This window comes from Streptomyces sp. ISL-96 (assembly GCF_018614035.1).
Classification (GTDB): domain Bacteria; phylum Actinomycetota; class Actinomycetes; order Streptomycetales; family Streptomycetaceae; genus Streptomyces.
The window spans coordinates 40,623-66,047 of the sequence record NZ_JAGGPA010000080.1; the positions used below are offsets into that span (position 1 = coordinate 40,623).

19 protein-coding genes are annotated in these 25,425 nt (G+C 70.2%); 5 read left to right on the forward strand and 14 right to left on the reverse strand.

Features of this window, described 5'->3' with window-relative positions; genetic code table 11:
* Positions 1 to 24 precede the first annotated feature (24 nt).
* Entirely contained in the window at positions 25 to 2,925 is a 2,901-nt protein-coding gene (locus J7E96_RS34680) for a vitamin B12-dependent ribonucleotide reductase (protein ID WP_215137519.1), read from the reverse strand.
* A gap of 121 nt (positions 2,926 to 3,046) precedes the next feature.
* Positions 3,047 to 3,562, reverse strand: coding sequence for a transcriptional regulator NrdR (nrdR, locus tag J7E96_RS34685; protein ID WP_215137521.1), 516 nt, complete (start codon positions 3,560 to 3,562; stop codon positions 3,047 to 3,049).
* 425 nt (positions 3,563 to 3,987) lie between these two features.
* Here nrdR and lexA point away from each other — a divergent pair, with 425 nt between their 5' ends.
* Positions 3,988 to 4,773 (forward strand): transcriptional repressor LexA, encoded by a 786-nt coding sequence (lexA, locus tag J7E96_RS34690; protein WP_214972876.1) that lies wholly within the window; start codon positions 3,988 to 3,990, stop codon positions 4,771 to 4,773.
* 96 nt (positions 4,774 to 4,869) lie between these two features.
* Here lexA and J7E96_RS34695 read toward each other — a convergent pair whose 3' ends face one another.
* The 5 genes from J7E96_RS34695 to J7E96_RS34715 are packed head-to-tail and all read right to left on the reverse strand — an operon-like array spanning position 4,870 to position 12,918.
* Positions 4,870 to 6,840, reverse strand: a complete 1,971-nt coding sequence (locus tag J7E96_RS34695; RefSeq protein ID WP_215137523.1) for an ATP-dependent DNA helicase — start codon at positions 6,838 to 6,840, stop codon at positions 4,870 to 4,872.
* A gap of 56 nt (positions 6,841 to 6,896) precedes the next feature.
* The gene (locus J7E96_RS34700) at positions 6,897 to 8,762 is read right to left on the reverse strand and encodes an IucA/IucC family siderophore biosynthesis protein (RefSeq protein WP_215137525.1); all 1,866 of its coding nucleotides are present in this window, start codon (positions 8,760 to 8,762) and stop codon (positions 6,897 to 6,899) included.
* A gap of 60 nt (positions 8,763 to 8,822) precedes the next feature.
* On the reverse strand, positions 8,823 to 9,548 hold the full coding sequence (locus J7E96_RS34705) for a GNAT family N-acetyltransferase (RefSeq protein ID WP_215137527.1): 726 nt from the start codon (positions 9,546 to 9,548) through the stop codon (positions 8,823 to 8,825).
* A gap of 40 nt (positions 9,549 to 9,588) precedes the next feature.
* Entirely contained in the window at positions 9,589 to 11,496 is a 1,908-nt protein-coding gene (locus J7E96_RS34710; RefSeq protein WP_215137529.1) for an IucA/IucC family siderophore biosynthesis protein, read from the reverse strand.
* A gap of 30 nt (positions 11,497 to 11,526) precedes the next feature.
* Positions 11,527 to 12,918, reverse strand: coding sequence for a diaminobutyrate--2-oxoglutarate transaminase (locus tag J7E96_RS34715; RefSeq protein WP_308296277.1), 1,392 nt, complete (start codon positions 12,916 to 12,918; stop codon positions 11,527 to 11,529).
* Positions 12,919 to 13,230: 312 nt separating this feature from the next.
* Between J7E96_RS34715 and J7E96_RS34720 the strand changes: the two genes are divergently transcribed.
* Positions 13,231 to 14,466, forward strand: a complete 1,236-nt coding sequence (locus J7E96_RS34720; protein WP_215137533.1) for a serine protease — start codon at positions 13,231 to 13,233, stop codon at positions 14,464 to 14,466.
* 98 nt (positions 14,467 to 14,564) lie between these two features.
* On the forward strand, positions 14,565 to 15,746 hold the full coding sequence (locus tag J7E96_RS34725; protein ID WP_215137535.1) for a serine protease: 1,182 nt from the start codon (positions 14,565 to 14,567) through the stop codon (positions 15,744 to 15,746).
* An 87-nt stretch (positions 15,747 to 15,833) separates the two neighbouring features.
* Here J7E96_RS34725 and hflX read toward each other — a convergent pair whose 3' ends face one another.
* From hflX to miaA, 6 genes are all read right to left on the reverse strand, one after another.
* Entirely contained in the window at positions 15,834 to 17,333 is a 1,500-nt protein-coding gene (gene hflX / locus J7E96_RS34730) for a GTPase HflX (protein WP_215137537.1), read from the reverse strand.
* 153 nt (positions 17,334 to 17,486) lie between these two features.
* A complete protein-coding gene (locus J7E96_RS34735) occupies positions 17,487 to 18,968 on the reverse strand; it encodes a M1 family metallopeptidase (protein ID WP_215137539.1) in 1,482 nt (493 codons plus the stop codon).
* A 157-nt stretch (positions 18,969 to 19,125) separates the two neighbouring features.
* A complete protein-coding gene (locus J7E96_RS34740) occupies positions 19,126 to 21,246 on the reverse strand; it encodes a bifunctional (p)ppGpp synthetase/guanosine-3',5'-bis(diphosphate) 3'-pyrophosphohydrolase (protein ID WP_215137541.1) in 2,121 nt (706 codons plus the stop codon).
* 166 nt (positions 21,247 to 21,412) lie between these two features.
* Positions 21,413 to 22,309: a diaminopimelate epimerase gene (gene dapF / locus J7E96_RS34745; RefSeq protein ID WP_215137543.1), complete on the reverse strand. Its 897-nt coding sequence runs from the start codon at positions 22,307 to 22,309 to the stop codon at positions 21,413 to 21,415.
* A gap of 34 nt (positions 22,310 to 22,343) precedes the next feature.
* Complete coding sequence (locus J7E96_RS34750) at positions 22,344 to 22,781, reverse strand: hypothetical protein (protein WP_215137558.1); 438 nt, start codon at positions 22,779 to 22,781, stop codon at positions 22,344 to 22,346.
* Positions 22,782 to 22,887: 106 nt separating this feature from the next.
* Positions 22,888 to 23,826 (reverse strand): tRNA (adenosine(37)-N6)-dimethylallyltransferase MiaA, encoded by a 939-nt coding sequence (gene miaA, locus J7E96_RS34755; protein WP_215137545.1) that lies wholly within the window; start codon positions 23,824 to 23,826, stop codon positions 22,888 to 22,890.
* A 183-nt stretch (positions 23,827 to 24,009) separates the two neighbouring features.
* Here miaA and J7E96_RS34760 point away from each other — a divergent pair, with 183 nt between their 5' ends.
* Positions 24,010 to 24,252: a hypothetical protein gene (locus tag J7E96_RS34760; RefSeq protein WP_215137547.1), complete on the forward strand. Its 243-nt coding sequence runs from the start codon at positions 24,010 to 24,012 to the stop codon at positions 24,250 to 24,252.
* 24 nt (positions 24,253 to 24,276) lie between these two features.
* A complete protein-coding gene (locus tag J7E96_RS34765; RefSeq protein ID WP_215137549.1) occupies positions 24,277 to 24,588 on the forward strand; it encodes an antitoxin in 312 nt (103 codons plus the stop codon).
* A gap of 85 nt (positions 24,589 to 24,673) precedes the next feature.
* Here J7E96_RS34765 and J7E96_RS34770 read toward each other — a convergent pair whose 3' ends face one another.
* Positions 24,674 to 25,408, reverse strand: a complete 735-nt coding sequence (locus tag J7E96_RS34770; protein ID WP_215137560.1) for a class III extradiol dioxygenase subunit B-like domain-containing protein — start codon at positions 25,406 to 25,408, stop codon at positions 24,674 to 24,676.
* Positions 25,409 to 25,425: the final 17 nt, after the last annotated feature.

The window sequence follows — 25,425 nt, forward strand, 5'->3', positions numbered from 1 at the left end:
CATGCTTCCGTGTCTACCGGCCGGTCAGCTGCAACCGCTGGTCGAGCCGCAGCCCTCGCAGATGTAGCAGCTGCCCGCACGCTGCATCTTCGTACCGCAGGAGAAGCACAGCGGCGCGTCCGCGCTGATGCCCAGCTGCATCTCGACGAGCTCCGCCGAGGTGTGCACCTGCTTCTGCTCCGGCACGGCCTCCACCTTGGGGGCGGGGACCGGCTTCAGCGTCTCCGTCTGGCGCGGGGCGGACTGGGCCAGGCCCTCGACGTCGATGTCGTCGATGTCGCTGTCCTCCATCGACGGCTCGTACGAACCGGTCTCCAGGTGACGCTGACGCTCGTCGGCGGAGTGGATACCCAGCGCCGAACGGGTCTCGAAGGGCAGGAAGTCCAGCGCCAGGCGGCGGAAGATGTAGTCGACGATCGACTGCGCCATCCGCACGTCCGGGTCGTCCGTCATGCCGGCCGGCTCGAAGCGCATGTTCGTGAACTTCGAAACGTACGTCTCCAGCGGGACGCCGTACTGCAGACCGACCGAGACGGCGATCGAGAAGGCGTCCATCATGCCCGCGAGGGTCGAGCCCTGCTTGGACATCTTCAGGAAGACCTCACCGAGACCGTCGTCCGGGTAGGAATTGGCGGTCATGTAACCCTCGGCCCCACCCACCGTGAAGGAGGTGGTGATCCCCGGGCGGCCCTTGGGAAGGCGCTTGCGCACCGGGCGGTACTCGACGACCTTCTCGACCGCGGCGCGGATCGTCTCCTCGGTCTTCGCCGTGACCTCAGCCTTGACGTCCTTCTTCTTGGCGGAGAGCGGCTGGCCGACCTTGCAGTTGTCGCGGTAGATCGCGAGCGCCTTGACGCCCATCTTCCACGCCTCGAAGTAGACCTCTTCGACGTCCTCGACGGTGGCCGTCTCCGGCAGGTTCACCGTCTTGGACAGCGCACCGGAGATCCACGGCTGGATGGCCGCCATCATGCGGACGTGGCCCATCGCGGAGATGGAACGCTCGCCCATCGCGCAGTCGAAGACCTCGTAGTGCTCCTGCTTCAGACCGGGGGCGTCGATCACATTGCCGTGGTCGGCGATGTGGGCGACGATCGCCTCGATCTGCTCCTCCTGGTAGCCCATGCGACGCAGCGCCTGCGGCACCGTGCCGTTGACGATCTGCATCGAGCCGCCGCCGACGAGCTTCTTGAACTTGACCAGCGCGAGGTCGGGCTCAAGGCCGGTGGTGTCGCAGGACATCGCGAGACCGATGGTGCCGGTGGGCGCGATGACCGAGGCCTGCGCGTTGCGGAAGCCGTTCTTCTCGCCGAGGCGGAGCACGTCCTGCCAGGCCTCCGTGGCAGCGGCCCAGATCGGCGAATCCAGGTCGTCCACGCGCGGGGCGGTGGCGTTGGCGTCGGAGTGCTGCTTCATGACGCGCTTGTGCGGCTCGGCGTTGCGGGCGTAGCCGTCGTACGGACCGACGACCGCGGCCAGCTCGGCCGAGCGCCGGTACGACGTACCCGTCATCAGCGAGGTGATGGCGCCGGCCAGCGAACGGCCGCCCTCGCTGTCGTACGCGTGGCCGGTCGCCATGAGCAGGGCGCCGAGGTTGGCGTAACCGATGCCCAGCTGACGGAAGGCGCGGGTGTTCTCACCGATCTTCTGCGTCGGGAAGTCCGCGAAGCAGATGGAGATGTCCATCGCGGTGATGACCAGCTCGACGACCTTGGCGAAGCGCTCGGACTCGAACGACTGGTTGCCCTTGCCGTCGTCCTTGAGGAACTTCATCAGGTTCAGCGAGGCCAGGTTGCACGAGGTGTTGTCCAGGTGCATGTACTCGCTGCACGGGTTCGACGCGGTGATCCGGCCGGACTCGGGGCAGGTGTGCCAGTTGTTGATCGTGTCGTCGTACTGAATGCCGGGGTCGGCGCAGGCCCAGGCGGCCTCGGCCATCTTGCGGAAGAGCGACTTGGCGTCGACCTCCTCGATGACCTCACCCGTCATACGGGCGCGGAGGCCGAACTTGCCGCCGGTCTCGACCGCCTTCATGAACTCGTCGTTCACACGGACCGAGTTGTTGGCGTTCTGGTACTGGACGGAGGCGATGTCGTCGCCGCCCAGGTCCATGTCGAAGCCCGCGTCACGCAGCGCGCGGATCTTCTCCTCTTCCTTCACCTTGGTCTCGATGAAGTCCTCGATGTCGGGGTGATCGACGTCGAGAACGACCATCTTGGCCGCGCGGCGCGTGGCGCCGCCCGACTTGATCGTTCCTGCGGAGGCGTCGGCGCCGCGCATGAAGGAGACCGGACCGGACGCGTTGCCGCCGGAGGAGAGGAGCTCCTTGGAGGAGCGGATACGGGAGAGGTTCAGGCCGGCGCCGGAGCCGCCCTTGAAGATCATGCCCTCTTCCTTGTACCAGTCGAGGATCGACTCCATGGAGTCGTCGACGGCCAGGATGAAGCAGGCGGAGACCTGCTGCGGCTGGGGCGTTCCGACGTTGAACCAGACCGGCGAGTTGAAGCTGAAGATCTGGTGCAGGAGCGCGTACGCCAGCTCGTGCTCGAAGATCTCGGCGTCAGCGGGAGAGGCGAAGTAGTTGTAGTCCTCACCGGCCTTCCGGTACGTCTTCACGATCCGGTCGATCAGCTGCCGCAGACCGGTCTCGCGCTGAGGCGTACCGACGGCCCCGCGGAAGTACTTGCTGGTGACGATGTTGACCGCGTTCACCGACCAGAAGTCGGGGAACTCGACGCCACGCTGCTCGAAATTGACCGAGCCGTCGCGCCAGTTGGTCATGACGACGTCACGACGCGCCCAGACCACCTCGTCGTACGGATGCACGCCGGGCGTGGTGTGGATGCGCTCGATGCGCAGGCCCTTGCCGGTCTTGGATCCCTTGGTGCGGGAACCCCGTGCCGGGCCGCTCGCCGTCTCTGTCATGCCGCCTCCCATATACGTACAAAAACGCTCTGACGTGCCCTGTTCTTCCCGGGGCACGCTGTGTGTCTGATGTTCCGGACGCCGCAAACAGCGGCCGGAGCAGGTCTGGTTTTCCCGCCGGTCAGTCGGCGGCGGCGGGCGCGGGGACCTCAGGGGTCACGCCGGGTCCGCAGCCACAGTCACTCGCGGGCGGCCGCTCTTCGCGGAGCTCCGCGATGGCGGCCTCAAAGTCTTCGAGCGAATCGAACGCCCGGTACACGGATGCGAAGCGCAGGTACGCGACAAGATCGAGTTCCCGCAACGGGCCGAGTATGGCCAGCCCCACGTCGTGGGTGGTCAGCTCGGCGCTTCCGGTGGAGCGCAGCGCCTCTTCGACCCGCTGGCCGAGCTTGGCGAGGGCATCCTCGGTGACCGGTCGCCCCTGGCATGCCTTGCGCACGCCGGAGATGACCTTGGTACGGCTGAAGGGCTCGGTGACTCCGCTGCGCTTGATCACCATCAGTGAGGCGGTCTCCACCGTGGTGAAACGGCGGGAGCAGTCGGGGCACTGACGGCGCCTGCGGATCGACGTTCCGTCGTCGGTGGTGCGACTGTCGACGACGCGACTGTCGGGGTGCCTGCAGAAGGGGCAGTGCATGGATCCCAACCCTCCCTCACAGCACGACTGAATAGCCTCGACCGGCCCCACCGGGGGCCCTCCGAAGCAGCCCCAAGCATAGGGGATCGTGGGGCTCCTGATCGCACTGGGGGACCACATGTAGGCGACTGCGGCCATGTGACCACTAGATCTTGGGTCTGAGTGCTTTTGGCCCTCCGCGCGTGTCGCGGCGCTCCCCGCGCGGCGACACGCTGACGACACCCCCGCCACCCCTCGGCCCAGCCGCGAAGGTTACCGTAATGGCCCGAATTGCCATTCGGCTCAAAACGGCCACTCATACACCCCACTGCGCGTTCGAGAAAGGCATTCCCTGCTTTTTCACTCGAACGTGTGTTTGGCGCAACCTTTCGAAAGCAACTACCGTTGTCCAACCAGGGAGAGAGACAATCTCGAGAGGGGCCGACGTGACCACCACCGCTGACAGTGCAACTATCACTGCCCAGGACCGATCCCAGAGCCGACTCGAGCCGGTGCATGCCATGAATGAAGCAGCCACAAATCCTGAGGGCCCCAAGCCCTCGCGCTCGCTGCCCGGCCGACCTCCAGGAATCCGGGCGGACAGTTCCGGCCTCACTGATCGGCAACGACGGGTCATCGAGGTCATCAGGGACTCGGTGCAACGGCGAGGATACCCGCCGTCCATGCGCGAGATCGGTCAGGCGGTGGGCCTCTCCAGCACCTCTTCCGTGGCCCATCAGCTGATGGCCCTCGAACGCAAGGGCTTCCTGCGCCGTGACCCGCACCGCCCCCGGGCGTACGAGGTGCGGGGCTCGGACCAGCCGAGCAGCCAGCCCACCGACACGGCCGGCAAGCCTGCCGCGTCGTACGTCCCGCTCGTCGGCCGGATCGCGGCCGGCGGACCCATCCTCGCCGAGGAGTCGGTCGAGGACGTCTTTCCGCTCCCCCGGCAGCTCGTGGGCGACGGCGAGCTCTTCGTCCTCAAGGTCGTCGGTGACTCGATGATCGAGGCGGCGATCTGTGACGGCGACTGGGTGACGGTACGCCGCCAGCCGGTCGCCGAGAACGGCGACATCGTGGCCGCGATGCTGGACGGCGAGGCAACGGTGAAGCGGTTCAAGCGCGAGGACGGCCACGTGTGGCTGCTCCCGCACAACGCCGCCTACCAGCCGATCCCCGGCGACGAGGCGACGATCCTCGGCAAGGTCGTGGCGGTGCTGCGGCGGGTGTGACCCCCGCCGGTCCGGCGGCCCGCCGGCCAAAGACCGAGCCCCTGGAACCCACTGCGCCGGTTCCAGGGGCTCGCTGCTTTTCGCCGCTGATCAGCCCTACTGCCCGTCGGCCTCCGCCTTGGCGTTGATCGCGGCCAGGGAGCGGCGTACCTGATTACGGTCCGTGGTGTACCAGAAGTCCGGCAGGGACGCCCGCAGGTAGCTGCCGTAGCGGGCATTGGCCAGCCTCGGATCGAGCACGGCGACGACACCGCGGTCCCCCGTGGCCCGTACGAGCCGTCCCGCACCCTGGGCCATCAACAGCGCCGCATGCGTGGCGGCGACAGCCATGAAGCCGTTGCCACCGGCCTCCTCGACCGCCTTCTGCCGGGCGCTCATCAGCGGGTCGTCGGGCCGGGGGAACGGAATCCGGTCCATGACGACGAGCTGGCAGCTGGGCCCGGGCACATCGACGCCCTGCCAGAGCGACAGCGTGCCGAACAGACACGTCTTCGGGTCAGCGGCGAAAGACTTGATCAGCTCACCGAGTGTTTCCTCGCCCTGGAGCAGGATCGGCATGTCGAGCCTGCCGCGCAGTTCCTCGGCCGCCTCTTTCGCCGCCCGCATGGAGGAGAAAAGGCCCAGCGTGCGGCCTCCGGCGGCCTCGACCAGCTCGGCGAGCTCGTCCATCATGTCGCCACGCGAACCCTGGCGGCCCGGCGTGGCGAGTTGCCGGGCGACGTACAGAATGCCCTGCTTCGGATAGTCGAAGGGCGAGCCGACGTCCAGGCCCTTCCAGACCGGGACGTCGTCCCCCTCGGTGCCCTCGGGCGACAGGCCGAGTGAGGCGCCGACGCCGTTGAAGTCCCCGCCGAGCTTGAGCGTGGCGGAGGTCAGGACGACGGACCGGTCGCTGAAGAGCTTTTCTCGCAGCAGCCCCGATACGGAGAGCGGGGCGACGCGCAGGGAGGCCCCGTAGCGGTCGTGCCGCTCGCACCAGACGACGTCGTACTCGGAACCGTTGGCGATCCGCTCCGCGACGCCGTGGATGCTTTCCACGGCCGCGAGCGCCTGCTTGCGGACGGCGTCCTCGTCCTGGACGGACTTGTCGCGAGTCGACCCGATGGCCGAGATGACGTTACGGGCAGCGTCACGCAGCGCCATGATGGCGTACCCGAGGTCCTCCGGGATCTCTTCGAGACGCCCGGGAAGCGCGAGCTCCATCAGCCGCTCGAAGGACTCCGCGGCTGTCTGGAGCGCGTCGGCGACCTTCTCGTTGACCAGCTTGGCGGCGCGGCGCACGGCCCGGTTGACCTGCCCGGGGCTGAGCTCGCCGGTCGCGACGCCGGTCACCCGTGAGACCAGCTCATGGGCCTCGTCGACGATCAGGACCTCGTGTTGCGGGAGCACGGGAGCGCCCTCGATGGCGTCGATGGCGAGGAGGGCGTGGTTGGTCACGACGACATCGGCGAGCTTGGCCCGCTCGCGGGCCGCCTCGGCGAAGCATTCCGCTCCGTACGCGCATTTCGACGCGCCCAGGCACTCGCGGGAGGAGACGGAGAGCTGGCCCCAGGCGCGGTCGGAGACACCGGGAGTGAGGTCGTCGCGGTCGCCCGTCTCGGTCTCGTCCGCCCAGTCGCGCATGCGCAGCAGATCCTTGCCGAGCTTGCTGGTCGGAGCGGCGGCTTCGAACTGGTCGAAGAGTCCGTCTTCCTCTTCCTGCGGTACGCCCTCGTGGAGCCGGTGCAGGCAGAGATAGTTCGACCGCCCCTTGAGCATGGCGAACTCGGGGCGCCGGCGCAGCAGCGGATGCAGCGCCTCGACCGTACGCGGAAGATCACGCTCCACGAGCTGGCGCTGCAGGGCCAGGGTCGCCGTCGCCACGACGACACGCTCGCCGTGTGCCAGGGCCGGCACCAGATAGCCGAGTGACTTTCCGGTGCCGGTGCCGGCCTGGACGAGCAGGTGGGCATTGTCGTCGATGGCTCCGGCCACGGCCTCGGTCATGGCGACCTGGCCGGGCCGCTCCGTGCCGCCGACGGCGGTGACGGCGGCATGGAGGAGCTCGGGGAGTGAGGGCTTCGTCATAGCCCGTCCAGCCTACGGGGCACCACTGACAACCCGGGTCACACCTGGGATGCGCATCAGGACAGGTGGAGAGGGTTGGGGACGGTGCCGTGCACCGCGGCGTGCGGGCGGCTGGGGCGGTCGCGATAGCCGTCGAGGTGCAGACGATTGCGGTTCAGGCACAGGCGCTCGATCCGCGGGGTGAGCAGGTCGAAGATCTCGTACCGGTCCTTGAGCTCCGGGAAGCGGGCCTGGTGCCGCAGGATTTCAGCCCGTACGAGTGACCAGAACTCATTCTCGGGAACGCCCAGTTGATCTTCGCACAGGGGGGCCAGATAGCGGAACACACCGACGAACAGGCCGGAATGGATGAACTGCGTGAGGAAGGCGGGAGGCTCGGTCAGCAGGACCTCGCGCACGTCGTCGGGCATGGAGTCGTGCTCGGGCAGGCTCTGCGCGCTCACGTTCACGTCGTCGACGAAGTCCTTGATCGCCAGACGCACCGGGATGTCGTGGTCGTCGAAGACAACGATGGCGTTCTCACCGTGCGGGGAGAAGACAGTGCCGTAGCGGTACAGGAAGTGCAGCAGCGGGGGCAGCAGCGCGGTGAAGAGCCGCTGGAGCCATACGGCGGGTGCGAGGCCGGAGCGGGCGACGAGTTCCGCGGTGAAGGCCCGTCCCGCGGGGTCTGTGTGCAGCAGGGATGCCAGCGTGCGGGCGCGCTCTCCGGGGGCCAGCCTGCCCGTGAGCGGCTCGCGCCAGATCGCCCCCAGGAGCTCTCTGTACTGGTACGGGACCTCAGGGAGGCCGTCGTACAGGGGGTGCTCGACGGCGACGGACGCGACCTCGCCGAGGAGGATCACCCCGCACTCGTCACGCAGGAAGGGGTCGGCGTCGCGCAGTCCGTGCACCCAGGCGGTGACGGCGGGCGCCGCCAGGGTGCGCTCGGTGGGCAGTCCTCGCCAGACGAGCGTGTTGAGGACGGCGAGCGGCAGCTTCACCGTGTGCCGGTCGGGACGGCTCGTATTGAGGAACGTACGGATGGACTGCTGCGGCAGCCGTACGTCGCCGTCGGTGGGGAGCGGCACGATGGCGCCCTGGGCGACGGCGGGGGCGAAGAGCGGCAGGACCACTTCTTCCCACTGCCAGGGGTGCACGGGCAGGTAGAGGTACCGCTCGGGGTCCAGGCCGCGGGCGAGGAGTGCGGCTGCGAACGACTCGCGGGTGGGGACGTCGAGTTCGCGTGCGTAGAGGCGCTCGGGCGTGGCCAGTAAGGGGACTCCGCGGTAGCCCGCGAGCTCGGTGCTGACGGCGATCCAGGGAAGCGTGGACGGTGTACGGGCTTCGGGGGCCCAGCGGGCGGTGTCGGTGGCGGAGAAGCCGAGGCGGCCCTTGTTGAGGACGAGCCAGGGGTGGCCGGTCTGGTGCCCTTCGAGCTCCGCGTACCCGAGGTCGGCGAGGTGCGCGGCGGACACGGCGGTGTGGTCGAGGCGGGCGTCGGCGGCGAGGGTGGCGCTCAGCTCGCGGATGAGGTGGCCGAGGGTGGCGCCGTCGAGGGCAAGGAGGCGGCGGGCGAGGACCAGGAAGCGGAGGGGGTCGCCGAAGGGGCGGCCTTCGGCGGTGGCGTTGGGGTCGGCGTCCACGTCGGCGTCCGCGTCGGCGTGGCGCTCGTGCAGTTGGATCGTTTCCGGGTTCACGCGCCAGCTGCCGTAGGCGCCGCGAACCGCCCGGAAGGAGAGTGTGCCGCCGTCGTCGAGCGGGAGGGTGTGACGGTCGCCGACGGGCGGCGGGACGGGCTCGATGATCTCCTCGTACGCGAACTCGCCGAGCATCTTGGCGAGGAGGCGTCGGGCTGCCACGTCCCAGGAGCCCGGTTTCAGCTCGGGCGGAGCGAGCAGCGGCAGCGGATCCTCGAAGTCATGGGCGACGGCGGGCTTCTGCACGGGGACTCCTCGGGGTGGAACCTATTCGGGGCGAGCGGTGTATGAGAAGTAGCGGGTTGTTCACAGCAGGTTTCGCAGGGCGCGGTCGCGGACCATGAGCGCGGCTCGCTTGTCGGGGAGGTCGAGTTCTGCTGAGAAGCGGAAACCGGCCCGGAGGAAGGCGGAGACGGAGGGGGTGTTGCGCAGGTCCGGTTCGGCGACGACGCGTGCGCAGAGGGGGCGCCTGTCGAGTACGAGGTCGGCGACAGCTCGCAGGAGGGTGGTGCCGAGACCGCGGCCGCGGTCGGCGACGCCGCCGACAAGGAGGTGGATGCCGGTGTCGTGCGGGCGGGCCGGGTAGTGGCGGGCCAGTGGGTCGAGGTCGGCGCGGTAGACCTCCCAGTAGCTCATGGGTACGCCGGCCAGTACGCCGAGGCAGGGTGCGCTGCGGCCGTCACCGTCGAGCTGGGTGCGCAGGTGGGCGGCGGCGACCTCTTGCGGACCCGCCAGTTCCCAGAAGGCGGCGACAGCCGGATCGTTCATCCACCTGCTGATGAGCGGCAGGTCCCGCTCGATGCGCACGGGAACGAGCTGGAAGACGCCGCCGGAGGTAGTCACGGGACCCCAGTCGGCGGGGGTGTCGAGGAGGTCGTCGCCGGCGGCCCGGGGGCCGGTCACCGGGCCGTCGTCGCCGAAGAGCGCGATGAGCTCTTCGGTGAGCCGCAGGTCGAGGGTGTCCTCGGTGCTGGATCCGGCGCGGGGAGCGGAGTTGGTTCCTGCGTCGGTGCTCGCATCGGGGGGAGGCACGGCGACGCTCCTCTCAGCAGTTCGGTTGGGACATGTTCCTTCAGGTACGAAGGGGGTTGGCGATGGTGACGTAGACGGACTGGGTGTCGACCGGGCCTTCGAGTTCGTCGAGGCCGTGCAGCCGGGTGAGCAGGTTGGCCTTGCAGCGGAGGCTGGGGCTCTCCAGGAGTTGAGGGGGGAGCGAGGAGCCGAGGGCGCTGTTCTTCGCGAGGAACCGGCGGAAGGCGGCGATCAGGACGCGCTCGTCGGCCAGCCGCTGGGCACCGAACGCTCCGATCAGGCCGAAGACGTTGTTGATGCCGAGGTAGTAGGCGAAGCGTTCGTCGGTGACGTCGTCGGGGACGAAGGTGTCGCTGGTGGCGCCGATGCCGGGAAGGCGGCGTTCGAGTCCGGCGCGGTGGGATTCGCGGAAGTAGTAGCCCTGGTTGTCGCGGTAGCGGCCGCCGACGGGCCAGCCGTCGGGGTCGAGGAGGACCAGGGTGTTCTGCTGATGGGCCTCCAGCGCGACCCCTGCCGTGCCGTCCAGCCAGAGCACGGGGCGTACGACGTGGTCGAGGTAGCGCAGGAACCACTCGGCGGCGACGGCTCCGGTGGGCCGGCCGGTCCGCGCGGCGAGCCGGGCGACGACTTCGGCGAGGCGGGAGTGCATGCCGGTGCGGCCCGGCCAGGGGCGCGGGGCGGTGAGGCCCGCGATGCAGACGGCGTCGTCACCGGGGCCGAACGGGTTGTGGCGCAGCAGGGCGTCGAGGCCGGGGATCGGTTCGCCGTCGGTCGTGTCCACGGCGAGCCACGCCGGGTCGCGGACGATGTCGAAGCCGGGGTGGGCGGACTGCCATTCCTCGGCCAGCCCGCCGCGCAGCAGCCGGTGGACTTCGACGCCGCGGTGGAGTTCCTTGCGGAGGTTTTCACGACGGGAGTTGGTGATGCGTACGCCGAGCGAGAGCTTGAGCATGGCGGGTGCACCGGGGCGGTGCACGGTACGGACGGAGGAGGTGGGGTGCCACGGGGCGCCGTGCGGGCCGAGGTCGTGGAGGAGGCCCTGCTCCAGGAGCGCCGCGACGGCGGGCCGGTGCGTGAGCTCGCGGGCCTGCCAGGGGTGGAGGGGCAGGGGCACCGTGTGGTCGGGCAGCGGAAGGCCGCCGGCCAGCCGGACGACGAGCTGCTCGACGGAGACAGCGCGGCCGCGTTCGGTCCAGGCCGAGTCCCCGGCCAGTACGGACCGGTCGACAGCCATCCAGTGCAGCGGAAAGGAGCCGTGCAGCTCGGGTGAGTACAGGAGCGCTTCGGCCTCGGAGAGGCCCTCTCGGCTCTTGGGCGTGGGGTGCAGCGGGTGCCCGAGGAGAAGGGACTGCTCGGCGTTGAGGAACAGGTCCGCCTCTGCGGCGGGGCCGGGGTGCCGGCGCCGCTCGGCGATGAACGCGGCGGTGCGCCGCACCGAGTCGGCGACCCGGCCGACCAGGTCCGCGCCTTCGCGCTGCCCTGCCTCGCGGCCAAGGAGGGCGGCGACCGTGACGGCGTCGGCGGAAGGGGCGCCCTGCGGTCCGCCTTCCAGCGCCGGCATACCGAAGCGGTGCCATCCGGTGGCCGACCAGTAGCGGACGGGGACGAGCAGCGCGGTGCCGCTGGCGTCGAGCGGGATGCGCAGGGTGGGGCCCGGGGGCCGGGTGAGGTCGTTCTCCCGGACCCAGCAGCGCAGCAGGTTCTCGACGGCTGCCGCCTCCGCCGCCGTGTGCGGATCGGGGTGGTCGAGGAGGTCCGCGGCCGTGCCGGCGGCCTGCGGGCGTGCGCCTGGCCCCGGCGTGCGCGGCTCCCCGTGGGCGCTGCCCTTCTGCCGGGGCACCTTGGCCTCGTCGACCGCGAGGCGGCCGTGCGTACCGCCCTGTCGTCGGTCGTGGACGGTGGGACGGTCTTCGGCCTCGGACGCATCGGGTGCGGGAGTGAGGTTCACGGGGGGTCTTCCTTGGGACGAGGTCCGGGGTCAGTTCGACAGCCCGGTCTGTGGCCGGTGGTACGAAGAGCGCTCGGCGGCCGACAGAGCGTCGGCCAGTCGGTCGAGGACCGCCGAGGCCTGTTCATCGGTGAGGGTGAGAGGAGGCAGCAGGCGTACGACGGCGGAGTGACGCCCGCCGAGCTCGACGATGAGTCCGCGCTCCAGACACTCCTGCTGGACGGCGGCGGCCAGAGCGCGCGCGGCCGGGGGAGCGCCCGTGGACGTACGGCCGTCCGTGTCCGGATCGGTGTCCGGGTCGACGAGCTCGACGCCGATCATCAGTCCCCGGCCGCGTACGTTCCCGATGCAGGGGTGGTCGGCCGCCAGCCCCTGCAACTGGCCCATCATGCGTGCGCCGAGCACGCCGGCGCGCTCGGCGAGCCGGTTCTCGCGTACGTACGCCAACGTGGCCGCGCCCGCCGCCATGGCGAGCTGGTTGCCGCGGAACGTACCGGCGTGGGCACCCGGCTCCCAGGCGTCGAGGTCCGCCCGGTAGACCACGACGGCCAGCGGGAGGCTGCCGCCGATGGCCTTGGACAGGACCATCACATCGGGCACGACGCCACTGTGCTCGACCGCCCAGAAGGTGCCGGTCCTGCCGACTCCGGTCTGCACCTCGTCCGCGATGAGCGGGATGGAGCGGTCCGCCGTGATCCGGCGCATCCGCCGCATCCACTCGTCCGGCGCTGGGATCACGCCGCCCTCCCCCTGCACGGGTTCGAGGATCATCCCGGCCGGGGCCGCGACCCCGCTCTTGGGGTCGTCGAGGAGGTTCTCGGTCCAGCGGGCGGAGAGTTCGGCGCCGCGTTCGCCGCCCACCCCGAAGGGGCAGCGGTAGTCGTACGGATAGGGCAGACGCGTCACCCGTACGTCCTGCGCACCGCCCGACGCGTCGAGGGCGCCCGCCGTCATGCCGTGGTACGCCCCGGTGAAGGACAGCAGTCCGCTGCGGCCGGTGGCCGTGCGTACGAGCTTGAGCGCGGCCTCGACCGCGTCCGTGCCCGCCGGGCCGCAGAACTGCACCCGCGCGTTGTCGGCCAGTCCGCGTGGCAGCGTCGCGAAAAGCTCGGTGATGAACGCGTCCTTCACGGGGGTCGCGAGGTCCAGCACATGGAGCGGGGCGCCGGAGTCGAGGACCTTCTTGATGGCCTCCAGGACTACGGGGTGGTTGTGCCCGAGAGCCAGGGTCCCCGCCCCGGAGAGGCAGTCGAGGTAGCGGCGCCCGTCCGCTCCCTCGATCGTGAGCCCCCGCGCGCGTACGGGAACGATGGGCAGCGACCGCGCGTACGTACGGGCGGAAGACTCGCGCAGCGACTGGCGCCGCAGGATCCCTTCGCGCGCGGTGGTCAGCACCGCAGCGGCAGGTTCGGTCACGGCCACGTCTCTTGGTCCTCCCGCGGTGAAGCTTGCGTCGTGCGCAGTTGTCTCCAAGTGCGTGCCCATTAGGGCTGAACGCCGACCCTGCGTCCCCCGTACGTACCAACGACGGTGGCGCCGGGGGATCACGGGCAATAAGAAGATCCTTACGTCGGGGGAACCGCGCCCCTGCCGCGCGCCGTCCCCATCGGCACCGGCATAGTGGGGACCGCACTCCGGCCCGGAGCTCCGCCGTCGGGGTGCGCGATGTGTGCATCGCTCGCAGAGTTCGCAGAGTTCGCTGATGAAGATTTCGAAGTCCCAGGGGGATCAAGCATGCGACCCAGTCGCCCGACCATCGCAACACGTGGCGGGAGGAGTGCGCGTCGCCGAACCTCCCCTGTATTCGCCGCTGCCGGCCTTGCCGCCGTCCTCGCCCTGACCGCGACAGGCTGCGGTCCGAGCGGCGAGGAGGACAACGCGAGCGGCGAGCCCAGCGCCACCACCAGCCAGGCCGCCGACGGCAAGATCGTCATCCCCGACCACCTGAAGGACCGGCTCAAGGAGCACGGTGTCGATCTGGACAAGTGGAAGGGCGGCGCGTGGAAGGACTGGAGCAGGGACGACTGGCTCCGCGAGGCCGAGGACTACATCAACCCCATCATCGAGGACCTCTGGGACCCGGAGCGGATGCGGGAGGCGGAGCAGCCCGACAAGCCGGTGGACAACGACATTTCCGGTGACGAGGGTGTCACCGACCCGACGCCCGCTCCGGTCCAGGCACAGCCCGTGAAGACCCCGTACACGACGAACACTCCCGAGGCCGGGAAGCTCTTCTTCGACGGGCCCCAGGGTTCGATGGTCTGCTCCGCGACCGTCGTCAAGGACCCGGCGCACCCCGGCAAGTCCAACATGGTGTGGACGGCCGGCCACTGCGTGCACGCCGGCAAGAAGGGCGGCTGGTACCGCAACATCGCCTTCGTCCCGTCGTACAACGACACCGGCAAGTCGGCCAAGGAGCTCGACGCCGCGCCGAAGAACGAGAAGGAAATCATGCCGCACGGCGTGTGGTGGGGCGACTGGGCGCAGACCTCCGAGCAGTGGATCGCCCAGGGCGGGCCGACCGGCGGCGATGGCGCCCCGTACGACTACGCGGTGCTGCACGTCACCCCGGAGAAGGGCAAGGGCGACGGCAAGTCTCTTGAGGAGACGGTCGGTTCGGCCCTTCCGGTGGAGTTCAACGCACCGGCCGCACCCCAGATCCCGAGTATGACGGCGACCGGTTACCCGGCCGCCCCGCCCTTCGACGGCCAGAAGCAGTACCAGTGCGCCGACAAGCCGGGACGCCTGTCCATCAAGGCCGGTGACCCGACGATGTACCGCATCGGCTGCACCATGACGGGTGGTTCCTCCGGCGGTGGCTGGACGGCCCTCGGCCAGGACGGCAAGCCCGCGCTGGTCTCCAACACCTCGATCGGCCCGGTGACGGCCGGTTGGCTGGCCGGTCCGCGCCTGGGCACGGAAGCCAAGGGCATCTACGACACGGTGAGCGGAAAGTTCGCCGGCCAGTAGCAGAACCAGTAGGTCCAGCCGTTACGTGAATGCTGGTCAGGGGCCCTCGGCGGGTGCGCCGGGGGCCCTTGGCCTGAACTACAGGGGGAACCTTTTCCATGCGCTCCATACGCCCGTTGCCTGTCGCCGCCGCGATGGCGGCGGTTCTCGCGCTGACGGCCACCGCGTGCGGCCCCGGCGAGGAAGAAGCCGTCGGCAAGGCGGCCGACAGGCCCAGCGGTTCCGCACCCGCCGCAGGCGCGGAGGCCGCCCTTCCCGCCGACCTCGCCGACAAGCTCAAGGAGCACGGAGTCGACGTCGGCAAGTGGAAGGACGGCGGCTGGAAGGACTGGGACAAGAAGGACTGGCTGCGCGAGGCCGAGGACTACGTCAACCCGGTCATCGAGGGCCTGTGGAAACCCGAACGGATGAAGACGGCGAAGGCCCCGGCCAAGACGATGGCCACTGCCGGCACATCCGGCGGTCAGGGCGTCTCCGACCCCGAGCCGCGCCCCGTCGAGGCCGAGCGGGAGAAGACCCCGTACCACCATCACGCGGCCCCCGTCGGCAAGGTCTTCTTCGACTCGCCCGAAGGCTCGATGGTCTGCTCGGCGACCGTCGTCAAGGACCCCCGGAACCCCGGCAGGTCCAACCTGGTGTGGACCGCCGGCCATTGTGTGCACGCGGGTCAGGCCGGCGGCTGGTGCCGCAACATCGCGTTCGTTCCCGCCTACAACGACCTGGGCAAGTCGGCGGCCGCGCTGGAGAACGCCCAGCAGCGGGAGATCTCCCCGTACGGCGTCTACTGGGCCGACTGGGTCTCGACCTCGGGCGAGTGGATCCGGGACGGCGGGCCGACCGGCGGCGCGGGCGCTCCGTACGACTACGCCGTCATGCACGTGAAGCCCGAGAACGGCGGCAAGTCGCTCGAGGAGACGGTGGGCAAGGCCCTGCCGATCAGCTTCGACGCCTCCGGGACCAAGAACAGCATCAGTGCGATGGGCGCCTGGGGTTACCCGGCCGCGCCCCCGTACAACGGCCTGATCATGCACAAGTGCGTGGACCGTCCGACGCGCCTGTCGATCAGTCCCGGTACGCCCACGATGCACCGCATCGGCTGCACCATGACCGGCGGTTCGTCCGGCGGCGGCTGGTTCGCCACGCAGCCGGACGGCAAGTTGGCGCTCGTCTCCAACACCTCGATCGGCCCAGTGACTTCGGGCTGGCTGGCGGGCCCTCGCCTGGACGAGAGTGCTGAGCGGGTGTTCACGACGATGAGCGAGAAGTACGGCAGCAAGTAGCCACCGCCAGCACGCACAACGCCGCACAGCCCGAAGGCCCGCCCCCCCCGTCGTGAGGGGGCGGGCCTTCGGTATCGCTTTGCCGTATTAGCGAGTGGCCGGGACGTACGGCGCCAGGTCCGCCGCCAGTTCCTCGTGCACCCGCACCTTGATCAGCGTGCCTTCCCCGGTGTGCTCCTCGGAGATGACCTCGCCCTCGGCGTGCGCCCGCGAGACCAGCCCGCCGTGCGTGTACGGCACGAGAGCCTCGATCTCGACCTCGGGGCGGGGCAGCTCCGAGTCGATGAGCGCCAGCAGCTCCGCCATGCCCGCGCCCGTACGGGCCGATACCGCGATCGCGTGGCGCTCGATCCGCAGCAGCCGCTGCAGGACGACCGGGTCTGCCGCGTCCGCCTTGTTGATCACCACGATCTCGCGCACGTTCAGCGCGCCGACGTCGCGGATCACTTCACGTACGGCCGCCAGCTGCTCCTCCGGCGCCGGGTGCGAACCGTCCACCACGTGCAGGATCAGGTCGGATTCGCCGACCTCCTCCATCGTGGAGCGGAACGCCTCGACGAGGTGGTGCGGCAGGTGCCGGACGAATCCGACGGTGTCGGCGAGCGTGTAGACCCGCCCGCTCGGCGTCTCCGCGCGGCGCACGGTCGGGTCGAGGGTGGCGAACAGCGCGTTCTCCACCAGCACGCCCGCGCCCGTGAGGCGGTTGAGCAGCGAGGACTTACCGGCGTTGGTGTATCCGGCGATCGCGACCGACGGCACCTGGTTGCGCTTGCGCTCCTGGCGCTTGATGTCGCGGCCGGTCTTCATCTCCGCGATCTCCCGGCGCATCTTCGCCATCTTCTCGCGGATCCGTCGCCGGTCGGTCTCGATCTTGGTCTCACCGGGACCACGGGTGGCCATACCGCCGCCACCACCGGAACCGGCGCCGCCCATCTGCCGGGACAGCGACTGACCCCAGCCGCGCAGTCGCGGCAGCATGTACTGCATCTGCGCGAGCGCGACCTGGGCCTTGCCCTCGCGGGACTTGGCGTGCTGGGCGAAGATGTCCAGGATCAGGGCGGTGCGGTCGACCACCTTGACCTTGACGACGTCTTCGAGGTGGATGAGCTGGCCGGGGCTGAGCTCACCGTCGCAGACGACGGTGTCGGCCCCGGTCTCGAGAACGATGTCGCGCAGCTCGATCGCCTTGCCCGAGCCGATGTACGTGGCCGGGTCCGGCTTGTCACGGCGCTGGATGACGCCGTCCAGCACGAGGGCGCCCGCGGTCTCCGCGAGGGCCGCCAGCTCGGCCAGCGAGTTCTCGGCGTCCAGCACGGTTCCCGAGGTCCAGACACCGACCAGCACCACGCGCTCCAGGCGCAGCTGCCGGTACTCGACTTCGGTGACGTCTTCGAGCTCGGTGGAGAGGCCGGCCACGCGTCGCAGCGCCGCACGGTCGGAGCGCTCGAACTGGTCGCCGTCCCGCTCCTCGTCGACTTCGTAGCTCCAGGCGACGTCCTCTTCCATCAGGGCATCGGCCCGAGGGCTCTCGGTCACGTTCTCCGTGAAGCTCTGTGCGTCCTTGGAAGCGGAAGAAGAGGAGGTCATTGGATCCTTACGTCGATAGAAAAGTCGGTTACGTCAGTCACAACGCGTGACGTGGCCGGAAGATTCCCGAAGTGTCCGGAGGTCCCCCGTCCCGGCAGCGCCGACGACGACCCGTTGATAGTGGCACGGTGCGCCCCGGGCCGTCACTCCGGTTTATGCCCGCTTCCCGGCTGCCTTACCGGCCGCCTCGCTCCGCCAGTCCGGGTGCCCCGGCATGGCCGGCGTCTTCTTCCCGTACAGCCACTCCTTGAAGAAGCCGGACAGGTCCCGGCCCGCGATCTCCGACGCGAGGCGCGTGAAGTCGCCGGTCGTCGCCGTGGAGTCCCGGTGGTCGCTGACCCACCGCCGTTCCAGCCGCTCGAACGCGTCCTTCCCGATCTCCTGGCGCAGCGCGTACAGCACCAGTGCGCTGCCGTCGTAGACGACCGGCCTGAAGAGGCTGATCTTCTTCCCCGGGGCGGGGCTCCGGGGAGCGGCGGGCGGACCGCCCTGCGTCCGCCAGGTGTCCGACTGCGCGTACGCACGGCGCATCCTGTCCTCCAGCGGCCGCTTCGCGTGGTCCTCGGCGTACCGCGCCTCGTACCAGGTGGCGTGCCCTTCGTTGAGCCACAGGTCGGACCAGGAGCGCGGCGAGACGCTGTCGCCGAACCACTGGTGCGCCAGTTCGTGCACCATGATCGATTCGACGTACCAGGCGGGCAGGTCGGTACGGGTGAACAGCGACCGTTCGAAGAGCGACAGCGTCTGTGTCTCCAGCTCGAATCCGGTGTCCGCGTCGGCGACGAGCAGGCCGTACGTCTCGAGGGGGTAGCGGCCGACCTGCCGCTCCATCCATTCGAGCTGCGCGGGTGTCTTCTTGAGCCACGGTTCGAGCCGCGCGCGGTCCGCGGTGGGCACGACATCGCGTACGGGCAGCCCCTTCGGCCCGCTCCTGTGCACCACGGTCGACCGGCCGACCGACACCTGTGCGAGTTCGGTCGCCATGGGATGGCTCGTCCGGTACGTCCAGGTGGCACCGCCCGCCGCCCTTTCGGCCCTTCCCACCGGCAGCCCGTTGGTGACTGCCGTCATGCCCTTCGGAGCGGTGACACGGAACGTGAAGAACGCCTTGTCCGCGGGATGGTCGTTGCACGGGAAGACCCGGTGCGCCGCGTCGGCCTGGTTCGCCATGGCGAGACCGTCGCGCGTACGCACCCAGCCGCCGTCCGCACCCTCCTTGGGGCTGGGATGGCTCGTGTGCCGGACGGTGATCCGCAGCGGCCATCCGTCGTACACCGGCTCGGCGGGCGTGACGATCAGGTCCTCCCCCGCCGTCGCGAACGCCGCCCGCTCGCCGTTCACCTCGACCGACGCGACGGTGCCGTGCGAGAAGTCGAGGTTGACCCGGTCGAGCTGCTCCGTGGCCACGGCGTCGATCTTCGTGACGGCGTCCAGGGGCTTGCTGTTGCTTCCGCCGTACGTGAAGGAGATGTCGTACGCGCGAACGTCGTATCCGGGGTTCCCCAGGTGCGGGAAGAGCGGATCGCCGATGCCGAGCGCCACGGGTGGTGCGGGGGTGGGCACGGTCGCGGCGACGAGGGTGGCCGATGCGGCGGCCAGCAGGGCGGCACGCAGGCGCCGGGAGGTGAGCAGCATGATCTACCGCTATCAGCGCCCGCCGCGGCCGCCGTGACGGCACGCGACGCTCCCACTCGAAAGAGCGCTGTGTTCGGTCGAGCGGTGGTTCGGCCGGGCGGTGGGCCGGCCGGGCGGCGGTTCGGTCAGGCGGTGGGCCGGCCGGGCGCCGGCTCGCTCAGGCCCCGGCGGGATGCTGGGCGCGGCCCACGTCGTACACACCGGGCACCTCGCGCATCGCGCGCATCAGCGTGGGAAGCAGCGCGGCATCGGGGAGCTGGAGCGTGTACGTGTGCCGCACGCGCTGCTCGCTCGGCGGTTCCACGGTGGCCGAGACGACCGCCGCGCCCGCGGTGGCGATGGCTTCGGTGAGGTCGGCGAGGAGTCGCGGGCGGCCGAAGGACTCGGCGACGAGGGTGACCCGGCAGTCGCCCGTGGCCAGCCAGCGCACGCCCACGGGCTCCCGCCCGCGCGCCTGCATCCGGCCCACCGCCGGGCACTCCTCGCGGTGCACGGTGACGACGCCGCCGCGCACCGCGAAGCCCGTGACGGCGTCGGGCGGTACGGGCGTACAGCAGCCCGCGAATCGTACGGTCGCGTCCGGCAGGTCCACGACGGCGTTCTCGGCGACCCGGCGCACCAGCGTGTCGACGCCGGGTGCCGGAGCGGCCGCCCCTCCCCCTGGCCTGGGCTCCGGCGGCCGGCCGGCTCCTCCGGGGGCGGCTGCCTCGTCCTGCGGATGGGCGGAGAGCCAGCCGCCGATGGCGATCCGTGCGGCGGGTGTACGGGCGTGGTCGAGCCACTCGGGCGAGGGCCCCGAGCCGATGTCGTGGGCGAGGAGCAGCTGCACCGTGTCGCCGTCGCTGAGCACCGTGCTGAGCGTCGCCAGCCGGCCGTTGACCCGCGCGCCGATGCAACGGTGCGCCGCCTCGCCGTACTGCGCGTACGCCGCGTCCACGCAACTCGCACCGGCCGGCAGCCCCAGCACGGCGCCGTCCGAGCGGAACACGGTGATCTCACGGTCCTCGGCGAGATCCGCGCGCAGCGACGTCCAGAAGGTGTCCGGGTCGGGCGTGGCCTCCTGCCACTCCAGCAGCCGGGAGAGCCAGCCCGGCCTCGTGGGGTCGGCGCGCTCCCCCTCGACGGCGGATTCCGTCCCGTCGGTCGGCGTGTACGGGTTGCCGAGGGCGACGACTCCCGCCTCCGCCACCTTGTGCATCCGGTGCGTACGGATGAGGATTTCGGCCACCTCGCCGTCCGGACTCGCGACGGCGGTGTGCAGTGACTGGTACAGGTTGAATTTGGGCGCCGCGATGAAGTCCTTGAACTCGGAGATCACGGGTGTGAAGCAGGTGTGCAGTTCACCCAGTACGCCGTAGCAGTCGGCGTCCTCCGCGACGAGCACCAGCAGCCGTCCGAAGTCCGTGCCGCGCAGTTCCCCGCGTTTGAGCCTGACCCGGTGTACCGAGACGAAGTGCCGTGGCCTGACGAGGACTTCGGCGGCCAGACCGGCTTCCCGCAGCACCTTCCTGACCTCCTCCGCGATGACGTTCAGCGGGTCGCCCGCGGTCGCGTCCGCCGCGATCAGGGTGCGCGTGTGCTCGTACTCCTCGGGGTGGAGGATCGCGAACACCAGGTCCTCGAGCTCGGTCTTGAGGGCCTGTACGCCGAGCCGTTCGGCGAGCGGGATCAGGACGTCGCGGGTGACCCTGGCGATCCGGGCCTGCTTCTCGGGGCGCATCACGGTGAGGGTGCGCATGTTGTGCAGCCGGTCGGCGAGTTTGATCGACATGACCCGCACGTCGTTGCCGGTGGCGACGAGCATCTTGCGGAAGGTCTCGGGTTCGGCCGCGGCGCCGTAGTCGACCTTCTCCAGTTTCGTCACACCGTCGACGAGGAAGCACACCTCCTCGCCGAACTCCGAGCGCACCTGGTCGAGCGTCACATCGGTGTCCTCGACGGTGTCGTGCAGGAGCGCCGCGGTCAACGTGGTGGTCTCGGCGCCGAGTTCGGCGAGGATCAGCGTGACGGCCAGCGGATGCGTGATGTACGGCTCGCCGCTCTTGCGCGTCTGCCCGCGGTGCGACGACTCGGCCAGTACGTACGCCCTGTGCAGGATGGTCAGGTCCGCGTCGGGATGGTGGGCGCGGTGGGCGTCCGCGACGTGGCCGATGGCGTCGGGCAGCCGGTCGCGGGAGGTGGGGCCGAGCAGTGCGACACGGCCGATCCTGCGGAGATCGAGCCTGGTGCGGCCAAGCCTGCGACTGGTCGCACCTGGGTTGGCGGCCTCTGCACTCATGGGGCACCTCCGGCAGCGTCGACCGGCGGTGGACGGGTGGACCCACGTCCCCGGCCGGTGCTTGATGCTACCGAGCCCACCACGCCCCGCAGTCCCGCTCCCGCTCACCGTGAAACGGATCACCCATTCGAGCGAAGCTCTATGCGATGCCCGTTTCCTGCCGGCGCTACTCGGCCGGAGCGATCCACTGCGGATCGATGGTGCCCTCGGCGACGATCACGGCGGGCCCGGTCATCTCGACGGCCCCGTCGGGCTGCTCGGTGATCACCAGTCGCCCGCCGGGGAGGTCCACGGTGTACGTCGCGGGCTCTCCGGTGGCGGCGGGATCGGCGCCGTCCCTGCGGGCCGTCGCTACGGCCACGGCGCACGCGCCCGTACCGCAGGAGCGGGTCTCGCCCGAGCCGCGCTCGTGCACGCGCATCGCGACGTGGCGCGGGCCGCGGTCGACGACGAACTCGACGTTGACCCCCTGCGGGTAGGCGGAGGCGGGGCCGAAGGACGGGGCGGTGAACAGATCGCCGGCGTGGTCCAGGTCGTCGACGAAGGCGACGGCGTGCGGATTGCCCATGTTCACATTGCGGGCAGGCCATTCGCGGGTGCCCACAGAGACCGTTACGTCGCCCTCCGGGAGGACCGCACGGCCCATGGAGACAGTGATGTCACCGATGTCACCGATGCCGCCGCCGGCCTCGGCCTTGGCGATGTGCACCCGCTTGACGCCGCCACGGGTGGCGACGGCCAGGTCACCCTCGCCGACGAGGCCCGCGCGCTGGAGGTAGCGGGCGAAGACACGGACGCCGTTGCCGCACATCTCGGCGATCGAGCCGTCGGCGTTGCGGTAGTCCATGAACCACTCGGCCGCGTCCGCCATCGGCCGGGCCTCAGGGTGCTCGGCGGACCGTACGACATGGAGCAGGCCGTCGCCGCCGATGCCGGCCCTGCGGTCGCACAGTTTCGCGACGAGGGACGAGGGCAGGTCGATGGTGTTGCCCGGGTCCGGGACGATCACGAAGTCGTTCTCGGTCCCGTGGCCCTTGAGGAAGGCGATCGGCGAGGTGCTCACGGCGTCAATCGTACGGGGCGGGTACGACAGCCGGTCAGCGGAGGCGGGCCACGCGCCAGACGGCGAGCGCGACCAGGCCACCGCCCACGACGACGTACAGCGCGATCAGCCGCCAGTCCGGGCGCTTGCCCGACTCCCTGGACGGCAGGCCCGGCCAGGTGTGCCCGACGCGGCGGGCGGCCATCATGCCCCAGCCCGCGGCGCAGCAGCTGATCAGCAGTCCCAGCATGGCGACGACCGCTCCGCCGTCGCCGAACTCGAAGGCCAGAGGGAAGGCGAACATCAGGGAGCCCATGGCGGCGAGTCCCACGATCGGCGCGAGCTGCCAGATCCGCAGGCGCCGCTGCGGGCGCAGCTCGACCTCGACCTCGGGGCCCGTCCCGGTCCCGGGCGCCCCGTCCTGGTCGTCGGGCCCATCGGGGCTCAAACGGTCCGGTTCGTCCTGTGCTGTGTCACGAGGGCCGGCTTCCATCGCCACGCGCCCTCCCAACTTGGACTCACTGGTCGATCGAAGCTTGATGATGGCACGGGCCCGGGCACCCGGATGACGGGCGGAGCGTCCCGATGCCATCACGTGATCAGGCTGTAACCGCTCGTTCGACCAACGCCAGCGCCCGATGCGGGAGTTCCGCACGGTCCTGTGCCGCGCCGCTGAGCCAGTGGACCCTCGGGTCCCGGCGGAACCACGAGTCCTGGCGGCGGGCGAAACGCTTGGTGGCGCGTATGGTCTCGGCGCGCGCTTCTTCCTCGGTGCATTCCCCCGCCAGCGCGGCCAGTACCTGCTGGTAGCCCAGAGCGCGGGCCGCCGTACGCCCCTCCCGCAGACCCTGCGCTTCCAGGGTGCGCACCTCCTCCACGAGGCCCGCCTCCCACATGCGGTCGACGCGCAGGGCGATGCGCTCGTCGAGCTCGGGGCGGGCTACGTCGACGCCGATCTGGACCGTGTCGTAGACCGAGTCGGGGCCGGGAAGGTTGGCCGTGAAAGGCTTCCCGGTGATTTCAATCACTTCGAGCGCGCGGACGATGCGTCGGCCGTTGCTCGGCAGGATCGCGCGCCCCGCGGCGGGGTCGGCGGCGGCGAGCCGCGCGTGGAGCACGCCCGGGCCGCGCAGCTCCAGCTCCTCCTCCAGACGGGCCCGTACCGCCGGGTCGGTGCCGGGGAATTCGAGGGCGTCGATGGCGCCCCGTACGTACAGTCCGGAGCCGCCGACGAGGACGGGCGTACGGCCGTCGGCGAGCAGCCGGTCGATCTCCGCGCGGGCGAGCCTCTGGTACTCGGCGACGCTTGCCGCCTCGGTCACGTCCCAGATGTCGAGGAGGTGGTGCGGGATGCCGCCGCGTTCCTCGGGCGTCAGTTTGGCGGTGCCGATATCCATCCCCCGGTAGAGCTGCATGGAGTCGGCGTTGACGACTTCCCCGCCGAAATGCTGGGCGAGGGCGACGCCCAGATCGGACTTTCCGGCTGCCGTGGGGCCGACAACGGCGATGACCCGCGGTGCGGGAGCTGCAGTTCTCACTCGCACAGTCTCGCAAACTCCACGCCCCCTCCCCGAACGAGTTACGTGACGGCACGCGGCCGGGTTCGTTGCCTGTTGCGAGGTTCCGACCGCCGGTTTACGGACCGGTGCCCCCGGGCGACGCAATGAGACGCTCCGGTCGGGCGCGGGATTTCGCCCACACGAGTAAGGTATGGAGCAGATATGGGCGTTTTTGCATGGTTTCGCCGCAAGTCTACGGATGGCGTTGAGGCGTCACCCGAGGAGGCACAGGCCGCCACTCTGACGGCCGACACCGCGGAGGCGGCCGCGGCGGACGTTCGGGAGAGCGGAGCCGAAAAGGGCACCGAGGTTTCCGAGGACGCCGCAGCGGACGTGGAGATCCCCAAGCAGCAGTCCGCGGACGAAGCGGCGGACAATGAGGCCGGGGAGAGCGCCCGTAAGTAGTCCCCTGAAGAGCGAGGGTGTTCCATGGGCTTCGTGGATTCGTTGAAGGCCAAGCTTGCTCCTGCGAAGGACAAGGTCTCGGACCTCGCGCAGCAGCATGAGGGCAAGATCGAACAGGGTCTGACCAAGGCCGCCAAGGTGGTCGACAGCAAGACCAAGGGCAAGTACAGCAGTCAGATCGAGTCGGGGACGGGCAAGGCGAAGCACGCCTTGGACCGCATCGCGCACAAGGACGACGGGACGACGGGCGGAACCGGAGGCACCGGCACTGGCACTGGCACTGGCATGAGGCCATCGCCCCCGCCGCCCCCGCCGCCGCCTCCTCCGCCCGGCTGACACCTGGCCTTCTGACAAGCGGCAACGGTGGACGGCCGTGGAGCGCACCTCGCTCCACGGCCGTCCCCGTGCTTTCCGGTGAGCCTCAGGACCAGACGGCGACGAAGTACCCGACGCCGTAGGGGGCGTCCTCGTACAGCAGCTGTCCGGCGAGACCCGCGCCCTCCGCGGCGCCCGCCAGGACTTGCCAGGGCGCCCGGCCCGCCGCCTTGAGTTCGTACGCCAGGTGCTCGTCCAGGGCCGTCAGGGCGGCTGTGTCGGCCGCGCCCAGCGCACGCGCCGCCGCCACGTCGAAACCCTCGGCCCGTTCGTCCAGATAACCGGGTGCCTTGAGCGTCCGGCAGGCGCTGCCGTCGCCGAGCACGAGAAGGGCGACCCGCTCCGCCCGTGCGGCGAGTTTCCGGCCCTCCTGTACGCACAGCGCGCCGGCCACCCGTTCCCCGAGTCCGAGCCCCTCTACCGGGGCGTCCGCCCACTGCGTACGGGAGAGCAGCCAGGCGCCCACCGCGAGCGACGGCGGAAGCTCACGCTCTGCGGCGCTTCCCGGGAAGCTCTCGTTCGGCGTTTGCGTCGTTCCGAGGAACACTCCGAAATCCACGCCGAAGCCCTTGAAGCTTCCGGTGGCCCCCTGGGGGTGCGTTTCGGTGCCGTCCTGTCCTGCGGGGCCGACCACGACGAGCAGGTCGGGGCGGGACGCGGCCAGCACCCCCAGGGCGTCCGCGCAGGCCGTCCGTACGGCGTCGAGTTCCGGCGCGGCACCGGAGGCGACCTCGGGGACCAGCAGGGGCGGACAGGGGCATACGGCAGCGGCGACAAGCATTGGTAGTTGAAGGCGCG

What these genes read in the sequence shown, in the direction of transcription:
- J7E96_RS34680 (WP_215137519.1), bottom strand. Translation starts at nt 2,925, where the DNA reads ATGACAGAGACGGCGAGCGGCCCGGCACGGGGTTCCCGCACCAAGGGA.
- nrdR (WP_215137521.1), bottom strand. Translation starts at nt 3,562, where the DNA reads ATGCACTGCCCCTTCTGCAGGCACCCCGACAGTCGCGTCGTCGACAGT.
- J7E96_RS34695 (WP_215137523.1), bottom strand. Translation starts at nt 6,840, where the DNA reads ATGACGAAGCCCTCACTCCCCGAGCTCCTCCATGCCGCCGTCACCGCC.
- J7E96_RS34720 (WP_215137533.1), top strand. Translation starts at nt 13,231, where the DNA reads ATGCGACCCAGTCGCCCGACCATCGCAACACGTGGCGGGAGGAGTGCG.
- J7E96_RS34725 (WP_215137535.1), top strand. Translation starts at nt 14,565, where the DNA reads ATGCGCTCCATACGCCCGTTGCCTGTCGCCGCCGCGATGGCGGCGGTT.
- hflX (WP_215137537.1), bottom strand. Translation starts at nt 17,333, where the DNA reads ATGACCTCCTCTTCTTCCGCTTCCAAGGACGCACAGAGCTTCACGGAG.
- J7E96_RS34735 (WP_215137539.1), bottom strand. Translation starts at nt 18,968, where the DNA reads ATGCTGCTCACCTCCCGGCGCCTGCGTGCCGCCCTGCTGGCCGCCGCA.
- J7E96_RS34740 (WP_215137541.1), bottom strand. Translation starts at nt 21,246, where the DNA reads ATGAGTGCAGAGGCCGCCAACCCAGGTGCGACCAGTCGCAGGCTTGGC.
- J7E96_RS34750 (WP_215137558.1), bottom strand. Translation starts at nt 22,781, where the DNA reads ATGGAAGCCGGCCCTCGTGACACAGCACAGGACGAACCGGACCGTTTG.
- J7E96_RS34760 (WP_215137547.1), top strand. Translation starts at nt 24,010, where the DNA reads ATGGGCGTTTTTGCATGGTTTCGCCGCAAGTCTACGGATGGCGTTGAG.
- J7E96_RS34765 (WP_215137549.1), top strand. Translation starts at nt 24,277, where the DNA reads ATGGGCTTCGTGGATTCGTTGAAGGCCAAGCTTGCTCCTGCGAAGGAC.
- J7E96_RS34770 (WP_215137560.1), bottom strand. Translation starts at nt 25,408, where the DNA reads ATGCTTGTCGCCGCTGCCGTATGCCCCTGTCCGCCCCTGCTGGTCCCC.